Source organism: Pantoea sp. GM_Pan_3 (genome assembly GCF_026541045.1).
Classification (GTDB): Bacteria; Pseudomonadota; Gammaproteobacteria; order Enterobacterales; family Enterobacteriaceae; genus Pantoea; species Pantoea anthophila.
Genome location: NZ_JALNVA010000006.1, coordinates 144,537 through 160,015, shown reverse-complemented (window position 1 = coordinate 160,015; position 15,479 = coordinate 144,537). Strand labels below are relative to the sequence as shown.

Here is a 15,479-nt window from a genome sequence, read left to right as displayed (position 1 = left end):
ACCTGCCGAATCCGGTCTGACGGGGCGTGTCACAGCGCCCCGGCGCAGTGGCCGTGTTCAGAATTATAAACATCGCTGTTTTTTGGAAAATTCTTTCTTAATAACAGGTGATTTATGATTTATATAATTGTGCATGCCCTTGCGCCTATTTTTGTCATTATGCTGCTGGGTTTCTGGGCCGGTAAGTGCGGAATGGTCAATAACAAAGACGTTTCGCTGCTGAATATTTTCGTGATGGATTTTGCGCTGCCCGCCGCGCTGTTCAGCGCCACGGTGCAGACACCCTGGGCGGGGATTGTGGCGCAGTCGCCGCTGATTGTGGTCCTGACCGGGGCGATGTGGATCACCTATGCGGCGATCTATTTCCTGGCCACCGGCGTATTTAAAAAGTCGCCACAGGATGCGGCGGTGCTGACGCTGACCGTCGCCTTACCCAATTACGCGGCGCTGGGCCTGCCGATTCTGGGCAGCGTGCTGGGCGAAGGCTCATCCACCTCGCTCTCGGTCGCTGTCTCTATTGCCTGCGGTTCGGTGCTGATGACGCCCTTCTGCCTGCTGATTCTGGAGCGGGAAAAAGCGCGCAGTGCGGGTGAGAATGTGGGGTCGACGCTGACCATGCTGCCGGTGCTCATGTGGCGCTCCGTTAAAAAACCGATCGTCTGGGGTCCGCTGCTGGGCGTGGTGCTTTCTGCGCTGGGCGTCAGAATGCCGGAGCTGGTGCTTTCAGCTATTAAGCCGCTGGGCCTGGCCGCCACCGCGGCGGCGCTGTTCCTGACCGGTGTGATCCTTTCTGCCCGTCAGCTGAAACTCAACGCCGTCGTGGGCGTCGGCACGGTGGCGAAACTGCTGATTCAGCCCGTGATTGCCTGGGGTCTGGTGCTGGCGCTGGGGCTGAACGGCTCAGTGGCGATCACCGCGATCCTGATGATTGCGCTGTCGGCCGGTTTCTTTGGTGTGGTGTTCGGCAACCGCTTTGGCGTTCAGTCGCCCGATGCTGAAGCCGTGCTGCTGTTAAGTTCGGTGCTCTCTATTCTGTCGTTGCCCCTGTTCATTACGCTGACATCAGGAATGTAATATGACCGCGCCCTGCCCCCACGATCTGCTCTGGCTGCGTGACCGCAGCGCATTAGCCACGATCTCAGCGTGCTGGGTCGGGACGTTCTGGCATCCCGGCCTGCCGGTGGTGGTGCGGCGCGATCATCGCGAATCCGGCCTGATCCCGATTGGAGTGCGCGGTGAACGGCGGGAGCAGCGTGCCGCCGGATGGGTTCATCCGGACGATATTGTTCGGGTGATAACGCCGGAGAGGCTGGCCGATCGTCCCCTGCTGCAGGCTTCCCCTTTCAGCGCCTTTGCCCCGGTTCGCGCGGCGATCGTGCTGAGTGAGGCGGAGTGGCCGTGGCGCTGGGGGATCACCGGCAGCACCGGTTATGCGCTGGCGACGCAGCAGCCCACGCTGCACGCCGCCAGCGATCTCGATCTGGTGATCCGCGCCCCGCACCCTCTGGACCGGGCTGCGCTGCAACGGTGGCAGAATCAGACCGACGCGCTGGCGTGCCGGGTGGATACCCAGGTGGAAACGCCTGCCGGTGCGTTTGCCCTCAACGAGTGGCTGCGCGAGGAACAGGTGCTGCTGAAAACCGACACCGGCCCCCTGCTGACCGCTTCACCCTGGAGCAGAGAAACCTCATGAAAATACTCTTTACCTTTCCCGGCCAGGGCACCCAGCGAGCTGGCATGCTGCAGCATCTGCCTGACGGCGAGGCGCTGTTAGCCCGCGTGCGGGCGGTACTGGGCGACGAGACTGACAGGCTCGACAGCGACGACGCGCTGCAGCACACCCGCGCCGTCCAGCTCAGCCTGCTGATCAGTGGGGTCGCCTGGGCGCGCGAACTGATACGTCGCGGGGTGAAGCCGGATATCGTCAGCGGTCTGTCGATTGGCGCATTTCCGGCGGCAGTGGTGTCAGGTGCGCTCGATTTCAGCGACGCCCTGCGGCTGGTGGCATTGCGCGGCGACCTGATGGAGCAGGCTTATCCGCAGGGATATGGCCTGACGGCGATCACCGGCCTGACGCTGACGCATCTGGAAACGCTGCTGCCTGGCAGCCACACTTACATTGCCAATCTCAATGCCGAAACGCAGATAGTGATTGCCGGTCGTGATGAGGATATGGCGAGGGTGGCGCAAAAGGCGCTGGAGGCAGGCGCCAGTAAGGCGATCAGACTGGCGGTAAGCGTGCCGTCGCACTGCGCGCTGCTGGACAAACCGGCGGCAGAACTGGCGCGTGCGTTTGAATCCGTGCGCCTCTCCCGTCCCGATTGTGCTTACCTCAGCGGCTCAACCGCACGGGTGATCCACGACCCGGAGAAGATCGCGGAGGATCTGGCGTTCAATATGGCACGGACCGTGCAGTGGTATGACACCATGGTCTCGGCTAACCAGCGCGATGCCCGTCTGGCGATTGAGATGCCGCCAGGCAATGTGCTGACCGGCCTGACCCTGCAGGCGGGCTGGCAGGGCGATGCAATCAGCCTGGAACGAAACGGCGTCGATGTGGCAGGTCATCTGGCTAAACGGCTGGAACGGTAAGGTTACGGGCATACATGCGCCCTTCTGCCGCCAGGGCCAGCAGGTCATTGTCGCGTTCGCGGCGATGCGAATAGACAATCGCAACCTGCTGCCGCATCTGGTAAGGCGCTGCGAGCGTCAGCAGCTGGATATTGTTTTCATAGACTTTCCGCATCCTTCCCGGGATCAGCGCCAGGCCGACGCCCGCCTGCACCAGACTGATCATGGAGAAGATGTCATTCACCTTCGTCACCATGCGTGGTTCAAATCCCGCGATCTGAAACGCCTCCTGCGAACCGGCATAGGTGGCAAATCCCTCGGCCAGTGAGACAAAATCGCGGTCGGCATAGTCACGCAGATCGACCGGTGCGTCGCCGCTGCCCGTTTCGCCAGCCGGCGCCGCCAGACAGATCGTGTCCTCGAACAGCGGGATCACATCAAACCGGGCCTCGCTGAGTTCGCCCTCATGGGTGGCAATCAGGATCGCGTCCAGCGCATCATCTTCCAGCATATTCAGCAGCATCTGGTTAGAGCCCATGGTCAGATCCAGCTCCAGCGTCGGCCGGCGCAGTTTCATGCCCATAATCAGCCGGGGAATGGTTTCAAGCGTCAGCGAGTAGAGTGTGCCAAGCCGCAGCCGTCCTCCACCGATACCCGCCACTTTGCGGGCCTCCTCAATGCCTTTGCCCATCAGGGCCGTGACGTCGCGACAATAGTCCAGCAGCGTCCAGGCGGCGGGCAGCGGCACCAGATTGCGCCCTTTGTGGATAAACAGCGGGCAGTCGATGCCCTCTTCCAGCGTGTGCAGCGCGCGGTGCACGCTGACGCTGCTCAGCTCCAGCGCTTCCGCCGTGCGGGCGATATTGCCTTTCGTCATAAACATCATGAAGACGCTGAGCTTCCGGAAGGTAATTTCCTGATTGATATTGTCACTCATGGGCTGCCGTTGCCTGTAAGGTCATTTTGCTTTTCCGCATAGTAGCGATTCTCCGCCAGCCTGTAATGATCTGGCTCGCAGCCGGATGATTTACTGCGGCTGAAAGCGGAATCTGCGGAGGTCAGGGAGGAGCGGAACGGGCAGAAAAAAGTGCGGCCGGTTTCCCGGCCGCAGAGCAGATGAATGGACGGCGCGCGCCTTACAGCCTTATCGGTGAAATGTTCCAGATCTCATCGGCATACTCCTGAATCGTCCGGTCAGACGAGAAGTAACCCATGCCGGCGATATTTTTCGCCGCACGGCGCTGCCACTCTTCAGGTTTACGGTAGAGCGCATCCACCTTGTCCTGGGTATCCACATAGCTGCGATAATCGGCCAGTAACTGGTAGTGGTCGCCGAAGTTCACCAGCGAATCGAACAGGTTGCGGTAGCGACCCGGATCCTGCGGGCTGAAGACGCCCGACGCGATCTGCGTCAGCACCTGATGCAGCTCTTCATCGCCTTCGTAATAGTCACGCGGGTTGTAGCCGCCCTGACGCAGGGCTTCTACCTGCGGCGTGGTATTGCCGAAGATGAAGATGTTCTCTTCACCGACGTGATCCAGCATCTCCACGTTGGCACCATCCAGCGTGCCGATCGTCAGCGCGCCATTCAGGGCAAACTTCATGTTACTGGTGCCGGACGCTTCCGTTCCGGCGGTCGAGATCTGCTCAGAGAGATCGGCGGCCGGAATGATGATCTGCGCCAGACTCACGCTGTAGTTCGGGATGAAGACCACTTTCAGTTTGTTCTTCACCTGCGGATCGTTGTTGATGATGTTGGCGACATCGTTGATCAGATGGATAATGTGTTTGGCAACGTAGTAGGCGGAGGCCGCTTTACCGGCAAAGATATTGACGCGCGGCACCCAGTCCGCCTGCGGATCAGCCTTGATACGGTTGTATCGGGTGATCACATGCAGCACGTTGAGCAGCTGACGCTTGTATTCGTGAATACGCTTGATCTGCACATCAAACAGCGCATTCGGGTCGAGCACCACGTCCAGGTTTTTTGCCACCCACTCGGCCAGCCGGCGCTTGTTCTGATGCTTGGCAATCGCCACTTTCTCGATAAACGCCGGGTAGTCGATCTGCGCTTTCAGCTCATCCAGCTGGCTGAGGTCGGTGCGCCAGTTGCGGCCAATCTCCTCATCCAGCACCTCTGACAGCGCCGGGTTAGCCAGCGCCAGCCAGCGACGCGGAGTGACGCCGTTGGTTTTGTTGCAGAAGCGGCCCGGGAACAGGCGAGAGAAGTCTGCAAATAGCGACTGCACCATCAGGTTGGAGTGCAGCTCTGAAACGCCATTCACTTTATGGCTGACCACCACCGCCAGCCAGGCCATGCGTACCCGGCGACCGTCGTTCTCGTCGATGATCGAAATGCGCGACAGCAGATCCAGATCGTCAGGATAGTGATCCTGAATCGTCTTGAGGAAGAAGTCGTTAATTTCAAAAATAATGCTGAGATGACGCGGCAGGATCTTGCCGATCATATCCACCGGCCAGGTCTCCAGCGCTTCGGTCATCAGCGTATGGTTAGTATAGGAGAAGACCTGACAGCAGACGTCAAAGGCGCTGTCCCAGCTGAATTTATGCTCGTCGATCAGCAGGCGCATCAGTTCGGGGATTGCCAGCACCGGGTGCGTGTCATTCAGGTGGATGGCGATCTTATCCGCCAGGTTGTCCCAGGTCTGATGCATGCGCCAGTGACGATTCAGAATGTCCTGCACCGTGGCGGATACCAGGAAATACTCCTGACGCAGACGCAACTCGCGCCCGGAATAGGTGGAGTCATCGGGATAGAGGACGCGTGAGACGTTTTCGGAGTGGTTTTTATCTTCCACCGCCGCAAAGTAGTCGCCCTGGTTGAACTTACCGAGGTTGATTTCGTTACTGGCCTGCGCGCCCCAGAGGCGCAGCGTATTGGTGGCGTCGGTGTCGAAGCCCGGGATGATCTGGTCATAGGCCATCGCCAGGATCTCTTCGGTCTCCAGCCAGCGCACTTTCGCCCCTTCGTGCTGGACACGGCCGCCGAAACGCACCTTGTAGCGGGTGTTGAATCGCTGAAATTCCCACGGATTGCCATACTCAAGCCAGTAATCGGGCGACTCTTTCTGCTCACCTTCCACAATGTTCTGTTTGAACATGCCGTAATCGTAACGGATGCCATAGCCGCGGCCCGGCATACCCAGCGTCGCCAGCGAATCGAGGAAACAGGCCGCCAGACGGCCCAGACCGCCGTTGCCCAGGCCCGGATCGTTCTCCTCCTCCATCAGCTCGGCCAGATCCAGCCCCATCTCGTCGAGGGCCTGGTTGAGATCGTCATAGATCCCCATCGCCAGCAGCGCATTCCCCAGAGTGCGCCCCATCAGGAACTCCATCGACAGGTAGTAAACCTGCCGCACATCCTGCGACAGCTGAGCGCGGCTGGAGCGCAGCCAGCGCTCCACCATCCGATCGCGAACCGCCAGCAGTGCGGCGTTCAGCCACTCATGCTTGTTGGCAATAGAGGGGTCTTTGCCGATGGTAAACATCAGTTTGTACGCAATCGAATGCTTTAAAGCATCAACCGTCAGCGTGGGTGAAGCGTAAGTGAAAGGTGCATTCATATCCGGTTTTCCCCATCCGTTACATCAGACGCTGGTAGAGATCGCGGTAGGCTTGTGCGGCCACCTGCCAGCTGAAATCCATGCCCATCGCCTGTCGCTGAACATAACGCCACAGTGAAGGGCGAGACCACAACACAAACGCGCGGCGAATCGCCCGCAACAGCGACCAGGCGTTAGCATCTTCAAAGCTGAAGCCACTGGCAATCCCATCCGCCAGGTTTTCCAGTGAGCTGTCGTTAACCGTATCTGCCAGTCCGCCGGTACGGCGCACCAGCGGCAGCGTGCCATATTTCAGGCCATACAGCTGCGTCAGGCCGCAGGGCTCAAAGCGGCTCGGCACCACGATCACATCGGCACCACCGACGATGCGGTGTGAAAACGCCTCGTGATAGCCAATCTGCACACCCACGCTGCCCGGATGCTCTGCTGCCGCGGCCAGGAAGCCCTGCTGCAGTTCGGCATCGCCCTGTCCCAGCAGCACCAGCTGACCGCCCTGCGCCAGCAGGCCAGGGAGCGCCTCCAGCACCAGGTCCAGGCCTTTCTGTTTGGTCAGGCGGCTGATCACGCAGAACACCGGCGCTTTGTCATCAACCTTCAGACCCATCGCCACCTGCAGCTGCCGTTTGTTTTCCGCTTTGGCTTCCAGCGTGTCGCGGTTGTAGCGCGCGCTGAGCAGCAGGTCGTGGGCCGGGTCCCAGATGGTCGGGTCGACACCGTTGAGGATCCCGCTCAGCCGCCCTTCCCGCATCCGCTGCGCCAGCAGCGTTTCCATGCCGTAACCAAACTCCGCAGAGGTAATCTCATGGGCGTAGGTCGGGCTGACCGCCGTCACGTGATCGGCGTAGAAGAGTCCCGCCTTCAGGAAGGAGATCTGCCCGTAAAACTCCAGCCCATGCATGTTAAAGAACGACCACGGCAGGCCAATCTGATCCATGTGGTGCGCCGAGAACAGTCCCTGATAGGCCAGGTTGTGCACGGTAAACACCGATTTGGCCGGCCGGCCGCGCGCTTCCAGATAGGCGCAGGTAAGGCCTGCGTGCCAGTCATGGGCATGGACGATATCGGGACGCCACATCGAATCCATACCGCACGCCAGTTCGCAGCCGACCCAGCCCAGCAGCGCGAAGCGCAGGTAGTTATCGACATAGGCAAACTGCGACTCGTCATGATAAGGGCTACCGGGACGGTCGTAGAGGTCAGGGGCATCGATCAGATAGATGCCCACACCGTTAAATTCACCATATAACAGACGTATATGACCGGCAAATGTCTCTCGCTCTGTCACCATCTGGAGATCAGGTATGCCTTTGCGCAATGCAGGAAACGCTGGCAGCAGCACCCGCGTGTCTGTGCCGCCCGCAATCTGCGCCTGAGGTAATGCCCCGACTACATCAGCCAGTCCGCCCGTTTTAAGCAGCGGGAAAAGTTCTGAACAGACATGTAAAACCTGCATCCTCGACCTCATTAAGTTATCCGGCACGCTCCGCGTGCCGATTGCGTAAGTTCCGCTTATCGCTTACAGCCCCGCTTTGGCCAGCCTGGCCAGCATGGCGCGGGTGACCAGTACGATCCCTTCATCCGAACGGTGAAACCGGCGACTGTCTTCATCCGGATTTTCACCAATCACCATGCCTTCCGGTAACTCACAGGCGCGATCAATCACGCAGCGGCGCAGACGACACGAGCGACCCACCACCACATCCGGCAGCAGAACGGTTGAATCAATATTGCAAAACGAGTTAACCCGAACCCGGGGGAACAGCACCGAGTTGACCACGACCGAACCGGAGATAATGCAGCCGCCCGACACCAGCGAGTTCATCGTCATCCCGTGACTGCCGGAACGATCCTGAACAAATTTCGCGGGGGGCAGCGGCTCCATGTGGGTACGGATAGGCCAGGTGACGTCATACATATCCAGCTCAGGCATCACCGAGGCCAGATCGAGATTGGCGCGCCAGTAAGCTTCCAGCGTCCCGACGTCGCGCCAGTAAGGCGGCGCGTTGTCATCGTTCTGGACGCATGAGAGCGCAAAGGAGTGCGCATAGCCTTCGCCGCTTGCCACCACTTTCGGCAGGATATCTTTGCCGAAGTCGTGGTTAGAGCCTGGCGTCTGCAGATCCGCTTCCAGCAGTTCATAGAGATAATCCGCGTTGAAGACGTAGATCCCCATGCTGGCGAGCGACTGCGTGTCATCACCTGGCATGGTGGGCGGTTTCGCGGGTTTCTCCACGAAGTCGATCACCATGTTCTCCTCATTCACCGCCATCACGCCAAACGCCGTGGCTTCATGCACCGGTACCGGTAAACAGGCGATGGTACATTTCGCCTCGTTCACCACGTGGTCCAGCAGCATGCGTGAATAATCCATCTTATAAATGTGGTCCCCGGCAAGGATCACGATGTACTGCGCCTGATAGCGGCGAATCACATCAAGGTTCTGCGTCACGGCATCGGCCGTGCCGCGATACCACTGTTCGGTCGAAAAGCGCTGCTGCGCTGGCAGCAAATCGACAAACTCATTCATCTCTTCATTGAAGATCGACCAGCCACGCTGGATATGCTGAGTCAGGGTATGGGACTGATACTGTGTAATGACGCCAATCCGCCGGATACCGGAGTTGACGCAGTTGGAGAGGGCAAAGTCGATAATGCGGAACTTGCCGCCGAAATGCACCGCCGGTTTGGCACGTTTAGCCGTTAAATCGACCAGCCGCGTGCCGCGTCCGCCGGCGAGGATCAGAGCAACCGTCTGTGTAGGGAGCTGGCGGGCCAGCATCAGGTGTTCTGTTCTATCTAACTTAACCATGTCTGACTCCTTATGATTGCTTTTGGAACACGCACACACCGTGTGCGGGACCATGCCAGACAGTTAGCAGGATGGGGTTGTCGTCCCCGGCGAAAGGAGGAAGGGCACGCCATTCTCCGTCTGGTAACACGATGTCATTCACCGTATCCGTGGCGTTTATTGTTATTAACCAGCGGCCAGACAGCAGGATCTGCAATCTGTGCAGCCCCTGTGCCCATTCATCGTGCTGCAGTGGCTGGCCACCGGCATTGAGCCACTGCACATTGCCATCACCCTCCTGCCACCAGCGATCCGCGGTCAGCGCCGGAATGCGCTGGCGCAGACGAATCAGTGCGGCGGTGAATCCGACCAATCCCTTCTCATCCGCCTGCCAGTCAAGCCAGCTGAGGGCGTTGTCCTGACAGTAAGCATTATTATTGCCGCGCTGCGTGTGGCCACGCTCATCGCCCGCCAGCAGCATCGGCGTGCCCTGTGACAGCAGCAGCGTGGTGAGCAGTGCCCGCACGCTACGGCGGCGACGTTCCGTGACGTCAAAACTGACGTTCAGCCCCTCTTTGCCGTGATTGTGGCTGTAGTTATCGCCGTGACCGTCGCGGTTATCTTCCCCGTTGGCTTCGTTGTGTTTGCGTTCGAAGCTCACCACATCCCACAGCGTAAAGCCGTCATGCGCGGTGATCAGGTTAACCGTGGCGTGGGGCGGCCGGTCGTCGTGCTGGTAGAGATCGCTGGAGGCGGCAAAGCGACGGACAAACTCGCCGTTGCTCATTGCGCCATGCAGCCAGTAGCGACGCGCGGTGTCGCGAAACTGATCGTTCCATTCGGCAAAGGGTGGCGGAAAACGGCCAACCTGATAGCCGTCAGGGCCGATATCCCAGGGTTCCGCAATCAGCTTGACCTGAGAGAGCAGCGGACAGGCGCGTATTGCATCGAAAAAAGGGGCATCACGCCGGTAATCGGGCGTGCGGCCCAGCACCGGCGCAAGGTCAAAGCGAAAGCCATCAACGTGACAGACCCGCACCCAGTAGCGCAGCGCCTCCAGGGTCCACGCCATCACCTGCGGATGGTGGATATTCAGCGTATTGCCGCAGCCGGTCCAGTTCTGATAGCCGCCCTGCTCATCCAGCCAGTAGTAGCTGGCGTTGTCGATGCCGCGCATCGAGATCGTCGGGCCAATCTCATCCAGTTCGGCGGTGTGGTTGAACACCACATCCAGCAGCACTTCGATACCGGCAGCGTGCAGGTTTTTTACCGCCTGCTGAAACTCCTGCAGCGGCGTGACGCCTGGCTGACCAGAGGCGTAACGCGGATCGACCGCCCAGAGCGCAAAGGGGTTGTAGCCCCAGTAGTTACTCAGGCCGAGCTGGAGCAGGCGCGGCTCGCTGGCAAAATGGGCCACCGGCAGCAGTTCCAGCGCCGTAATGCCCAGATCGCGCAGGTAGTTCACCATAACAGGATGACCCAGCGCCGCGTAAGTCCCGCGCAGCGTTTCCGGAATTTCCGGATGCTGCTTCGTCAGCCCGCGAACGTGCGCTTCGTAAATCACCGTGTTACCCCACGGCGTGCGCGGGGCGACATCGTCCTGCCAGTCGAAATCTTCCGCCACCACCCGTGACTTCGGCGCGATGGCCGCGTTGTCATGCGGATCGGGCTGCGCCTCGCCGCCCTGAAACAGCGGGTCATCCGGGACGTCGCCCTCAACCGCGCGGGCGCAGGGATCGACCAGCAGCTTCGCCGGATTAAAGCGGTGTCCCTGCTGCGGCGCCCAGGGGCCATGCACCCGGTAGCCATAACGCTGCCCCGGCTTCAGCGCCGGAACATAACCATGCCAGATATCCCCGCTGCGGCCAGGCAGATCAAGACGCTGTTCACGCCCCTCGTCATCAAACAGGCAGAGCTCGACGCGCCCGGCATGCTGAGAAAACAGGGTGAAATTGACGCCTTTGCCATCGTAACTGGCACCCAGCGGTTCGGGATCCCCGGCAGTAATGGTCATTCCCCCTCCCGCACCAGCCATACCGTTGCCAGCGGTGGCAGATTGAGGCTCAGCGACTGCGGTCGTCCGTGACTCTCCTGCTCATCGGTATGTACCCGGTGATTGCGCACATCACTGCCGTGATACTCATGCTGGTCGGTGTTCAGCACTTCGCGCCAGGTGCCAGGCTGATTGACCCCAAAGCGGTAGCCCGGACGCGGCACCGGCGTAAAGTTACTGACGACGATGATTTCGTTACCTTCGCGGTCACGACGTACAAAGGCGAAGACCGAATGTTCCGCATCGTTGACCACCAGCCACTCAAAACCTGCCGGATCAAAGTCGAGCTGATGCAGCGGCGTGTAGTACTGATAGGTGTGGTTGAGATCGCGCACCAGACGCTGCACGCCGTGATGCCAGTTATCGCCGCCTTCCAGCAGATGCCAGTCCAGGCTGACATCGTGGTTCCACTCGCGGCCCTGAGCAAACTCGTTGCCCATAAACAGCAGTTTCTTGCCAGGGAAGCCCCACATCCAGCCGTAATAGGCGCGCAGATTGGCGAACTTCTGCCAGGCATCGCCCGGCATGCGGTCGAGAATGGAGCGCTTGCCGTGCACCACTTCGTCGTGCGACAGCGGCAGCACAAAGTTTTCGGTGTAGTTGTACATCATGCCGAAGCTCATCAGGTTGTGATGATGCTTGCGGTAAATAGGATCGACCTGCATGTAGTCGAGCGTGTCGTGCATCCAGCCCAGGTTCCATTTGAACCAGAAGCCCAGCCCGCCGCCCTCTGTCGGACGCGTTACGCCAGGGTAGTCCGTCGACTCTTCCGCCATCGTGACCGCGCCGGACGCCACGGTACCGAGCGTGCGGTTGGTATGTTGCAGGAACTCAATCGCCTCAAGGTTCTCGCGGCCACCATACTGATTCGGCACCCACTGCCCTTCGACGCGGCTGTAGTCGCGGTAGATCATGGAGGCGACGGCATCCACGCGCAGGCCATCGATGCCAAAGCGTTCTGTCCAGTAGAGCGCATTGCCCGACAGGTAGTTACTCACTTCCCGGCGGCCAAAGTTGTAGATCAGGGTGTTCCAGTCCTGATGGTAGCCTTCTCGCGGATCGCTGTGCTCATAGAGCTCGGTGCCGTCAAAGCGCGCCAGCCCGAAGTCATCATTGGGGAAGTGACCCGGTACCCAGTCGAGCAGGACGTTGAGGCCGGCAGCATGGGCGCTGTCGATAAAGGCGCGGAAGTCGTCACGGGTTCCGAAACGGCGAGTCGGTGCATACATGCCCAGCGGCTGATAGCCCCAGCTGCCGTCAAACGGATGTTCGTTAATCGGCAGCAGTTCGATATGGGTAAAGCCCATCTCTTTGACGTAGGGCACCAGCTGTTCAGCCAGCTCTTTGTAGCTCAGCCAGAAATTGTTGTCGGTATGACGACGCCAGGAGCCCAGATGCACTTCATAGATGGAGATCGGCGCATCGAAACCGTTGGCGGCCTTGCGCTCCGCTTTCATCTCAACGGGCGCAGGCAGGCCGCAGATCATCGACGCGCTTTCCGGGCGCATCTGCGCTTCGAAGGCGTAAGGGTCCGCTTTGATACGCAGATCGCCATTGGCGTCGATGATTTCATATTTGTAGAGCTGACCGTTGACCGCACCCGGCACAAACAGCTCCCAGATGCCCAGCTCCTGGCGCAGACGCATCGGGTGACGGCGGCCATCCCAGAAATTGAAATCGCCGACGACGGAAACACGACGGGCGTTAGGCGCCCAGACGCAGAAGCGGGTGCCGGTCACGCCATCAATCACGTCACCATGCGCGCCCAGGGTTTCATACGGACGCAGGTGGGTGCCTTCCGCCAGCAGCCACAGATCCATCTCCTGCAGCAGCGGGCCAAAGCGATAGGCATCGTCGACCAGGTTTTGCTGGCCGTGCCAGTTCACCGCCAGCTGATAGCGGAACGGATTTTTGCGGCGGGGGATCACGCCGCTGAAGAAGCCGCGTGCGTCTTCACACGCCAGTTGAGCCAGCTTGCGCCCGGTAGAGGTCTCAATGACCCACACCTCAAGCGCTTCGGGGAGCAACGCCCTGACTTCAAGGCCTTGTGGCGTTCGGTGCATCCCTAGTAACGAAAAAGGATCGGCATAATTACCCGCAAACAGGGCATTGATCGCCTCGCGATCGGGAAGCTCTGACATGACTTTCTTCCTGTGATAACTGGCAGCCGAGATGCTCGCGACACGGCCTGTCGCGCGTCATCTGCGCTGCTCTTCATTGAGCCATACGTACGACGGCAAAAAAGTGTCAGGCCATTCCATGGAAAAAGTGTTTTGCCGTGTACCACAACCATTTAATCCGGAAAGCAAAAGCGAAACCTGTGGCACATCATGGTTAAATCATAGCTTGGTCGCAGCAGTTGCCATGGCTGAAAGCAAAATATTCTTTGCCGGCCGCCAAAAAGGGGAAGCTGATCACTGAGTAAGCGGTCCGGCAGGTTGTTTCACGTACTGCAAAGCAAAAAAAAGGCCGGATAAATCCGGCCTTTGGCGATATTTTTCTTAGTCGATTAACAACCGCAGCATGCGACGCAGCGGTTCGGCTGCGCCCCATAACAGCTGGTCGCCTACCGTGAAGGCGGAGAGATACTCCGGCCCCATATTCAGTTTGCGCAGACGGCCAACCGGCGTGGTCAGCGTACCGGTCACGGCCGCGGGGGTCAGTTCACGCATCGTCAGCTCGCGGTCATTCGGCACCACCTTGACCCACTCGTTATGAGAGGCCAGCAGCTGTTCAATTTCAGACAGCGGCAGATCGCGTTTCAGCTTCAGGGTAAACGCCTGACTGTGGCAGCGCAGTGCACCCACACGCACGCACAAGCCATCAACCGGAATGACGTTGCGGGTCGCGAGGATCTTGTTGGTCTCCGCCTGGCCTTTCCACTCTTCGCGGCTCTGGCCATTCTCCAGCTGTTTGTCGATCCACGGAATCAGACTGCCTGCCAGCGGCACGCCGAAGTTATCGGTCGGCAGGGTGCCGGAACGGGTGAAGTCGGTCACGCTGCGCTCGATGTCGAGAATTGCTGAGGCCGGATTCTGCAGCGCAGGCGCAACGTGGTCGTGCAGCATGCCCATCTGGGTCAGCAGTTCACGCATGTGGCGCGCGCCGCCACCTGACGCCGCCTGATAGGTGGCGACAGAAGCCCACTCCACCAGGTCCTGCGCGAACAGGCCGCCCAGCGACATCAGCATCAGGCTGACGGTGCAGTTACCGCCGACGAAGGTTTTGATGCCCTGGTCGATGCCCTGACGGATCACCGCGTGGTTGACCGGATCGAGGATGATGATGGCATCGTCCTGCATGCGCAGCGTCGAGGCCGCATCGATCCAGTAGCCCTGCCAGCCGCTGGTGCGCAGCTTAGGATAGACATCGCTGGTGTAGTCGCCGCCCTGACAGGTGATAATGATGTCCAGCGCACGCAGCGCCTCAAGATCAAAGGCATCCTGCAGTGCGCCCTGCTGCTTGCCCGCAAACGACGGAGCCGCCTGACCATGCTGCGACGTCGAGAAGAAGACCGGATTGATTGCATCAAAATCGCGCTCTTCGCTCATGCGGGACATCAGCACGGAGCCGACCATACCGCGCCAACCAACAAAACCTACATTCTTCATGTCGTGTCCGTCTCAGGCAGATTTCACCTGCTTTCATTTCAGTGGAGAGAGCGGCGTGCTATGTTCACGCCGCTCTGCGTAATAATAGGATTTACCTCTGTCTGCTCACTCTACAAAATGCAGGCCTGGTGGCAAGTGAATTAATTCGATTACGCTAACTTTTTCAGCAGCGTAACTAATAACTCCGCTTTCTGGCGGACGGGATGGCGTTAAACCAATGACAGAAATGATTTCGGCGACAATATTATTGTTGTTAATTATGGATCCGCTGGGCAATCTGCCGATTTTTATGTCGGTTTTAAAGCATCTGGAGCCGAAACGGCGGCGGGTGGTGCTGATCCGCGAAATGCTGATCGCCCTGATTATCATGCTGCTGTTTCTGTTTACCGGCGAGCGCATTCTGGCCTTTTTAAATCTGCGCACCGAGACGGTGTCGATTTCCGGCGGCGTCATCCTGTTTCTTATCGCCATCAAGATGATTTTCCCGTCGGCCGAGAGCAGCAGCTCTGGTTTACCGGCAGGGGAAGAGCCGTTCCTGGTGCCGCTGGCGATTCCGCTGGTCGCCGGGCCGTCGCTGCTGGCGACGCTGATGCTGCTGTCGCATCAGTATCCACATCAGATGTCCCACCTGGTGGGCGCGCTGTTGATCGCCTGGGGCGTGACGGTCGGCATTCTGCTGATGTCAGGTTTGTTCCTGCGTCTGCTGGGTGATAAAGGGGTCAACGCGCTGGAGCGTCTGATGGGGTTGATACTGATTATGCTGGCGACCCAGATGTTCCTGGACGGCATCCGCGCGTATCTGAAGTTATAAGCGCACCGTTGTCCCTTTACCCCCACAGGCGGGCAGGCAGCCGCGATTATTCAGCCTGTTT

Annotated in this window: 12 protein-coding genes; 5 read left to right on the top strand and 7 right to left on the bottom strand. The window is 59.4% G+C overall.

The genetic code is table 11. The annotated features are described in order from the left end of the window. The first annotated feature begins 114 nt into the window (after window positions 1–114). Genes OXR04_RS17305 through mdcH form a run of 3 tightly spaced genes read left to right on the top strand, consistent with a single transcriptional unit; the run spans window position 115 to window position 2,592 of the window. A complete protein-coding gene (locus OXR04_RS17305; RefSeq protein ID WP_111207871.1) occupies window positions 115–1,074 on the top strand; it encodes an AEC family transporter in 960 nt (319 codons plus the stop codon). A gap of 1 nt (window position 1,075) precedes the next feature. Further along, on the top strand, window positions 1,076–1,693 hold the full coding sequence (locus tag OXR04_RS17300; RefSeq protein ID WP_009087740.1) for a malonate decarboxylase holo-ACP synthase: 618 nt from the start codon (window positions 1,076–1,078) through the stop codon (window positions 1,691–1,693). Beyond that, the gene (gene mdcH / locus OXR04_RS17295) at window positions 1,690–2,592 is read left to right on the top strand and encodes a malonate decarboxylase subunit epsilon (RefSeq protein ID WP_009087742.1); all 903 of its coding nucleotides are present in this window, start codon (window positions 1,690–1,692) and stop codon (window positions 2,590–2,592) included. Before OXR04_RS17300 ends, mdcH begins: the two co-directional genes overlap by 4 nt. Here mdcH and OXR04_RS17290 read toward each other — a convergent pair. The 6 genes from OXR04_RS17290 to glgB form a co-directional block, all read right to left on the bottom strand. Continuing rightward, on the bottom strand, window positions 2,573–3,508 hold the full coding sequence (locus OXR04_RS17290; RefSeq protein ID WP_009087744.1) for a LysR family transcriptional regulator: 936 nt from the start codon (window positions 3,506–3,508) through the stop codon (window positions 2,573–2,575). The two genes, mdcH and OXR04_RS17290, sit on opposite strands and share 20 nt — an antisense overlap. Before the next feature lie 199 nt (window positions 3,509–3,707). After that, complete coding sequence (glgP, locus tag OXR04_RS17285) at window positions 3,708–6,155, bottom strand: glycogen phosphorylase (RefSeq protein ID WP_009087747.1); 2,448 nt, start codon at window positions 6,153–6,155, stop codon at window positions 3,708–3,710. 19 nt (window positions 6,156–6,174) lie between these two features. Next, window positions 6,175–7,608 (bottom strand): glycogen synthase GlgA, encoded by a 1,434-nt coding sequence (gene glgA, locus OXR04_RS17280; RefSeq protein ID WP_009087749.1) that lies wholly within the window; start codon window positions 7,606–7,608, stop codon window positions 6,175–6,177. 63 nt (window positions 7,609–7,671) lie between these two features. Further along, the gene (gene glgC, locus OXR04_RS17275; protein WP_009087751.1) at window positions 7,672–8,964 is read right to left on the bottom strand and encodes a glucose-1-phosphate adenylyltransferase; all 1,293 of its coding nucleotides are present in this window, start codon (window positions 8,962–8,964) and stop codon (window positions 7,672–7,674) included. A gap of 10 nt (window positions 8,965–8,974) precedes the next feature. Beyond that, window positions 8,975–10,957, bottom strand: coding sequence for a glycogen debranching protein GlgX (gene glgX, locus OXR04_RS17270; protein WP_267372191.1), 1,983 nt, complete (start codon window positions 10,955–10,957; stop codon window positions 8,975–8,977). Further along, window positions 10,954–13,137: a 1,4-alpha-glucan branching enzyme gene (glgB, locus tag OXR04_RS17265; protein WP_009087753.1), complete on the bottom strand. Its 2,184-nt coding sequence runs from the start codon at window positions 13,135–13,137 to the stop codon at window positions 10,954–10,956. Before glgB ends, glgX begins: the two co-directional genes overlap by 4 nt. A 118-nt stretch (window positions 13,138–13,255) precedes the next feature. Here glgB and OXR04_RS17260 point away from each other — a divergent pair, with 118 nt between their 5' ends. Beyond that, window positions 13,256–13,417: a hypothetical protein gene (locus OXR04_RS17260; RefSeq protein ID WP_158000247.1), complete on the top strand. Its 162-nt coding sequence runs from the start codon at window positions 13,256–13,258 to the stop codon at window positions 13,415–13,417. Window positions 13,418–13,497: 80 nt separating this feature from the next. On the opposite strand, the gene asd is transcribed toward OXR04_RS17260, so the two are convergent. After that, window positions 13,498–14,607: an aspartate-semialdehyde dehydrogenase gene (gene asd, locus OXR04_RS17255; RefSeq protein ID WP_267372190.1), complete on the bottom strand. Its 1,110-nt coding sequence runs from the start codon at window positions 14,605–14,607 to the stop codon at window positions 13,498–13,500. 217 nt (window positions 14,608–14,824) lie between these two features. Between asd and OXR04_RS17250 the strand changes: the two genes are divergently transcribed. Next, window positions 14,825–15,418 (top strand): YhgN family NAAT transporter, encoded by a 594-nt coding sequence (locus OXR04_RS17250; protein ID WP_009087757.1) that lies wholly within the window; start codon window positions 14,825–14,827, stop codon window positions 15,416–15,418. Window positions 15,419–15,479: the final 61 nt, after the last annotated feature.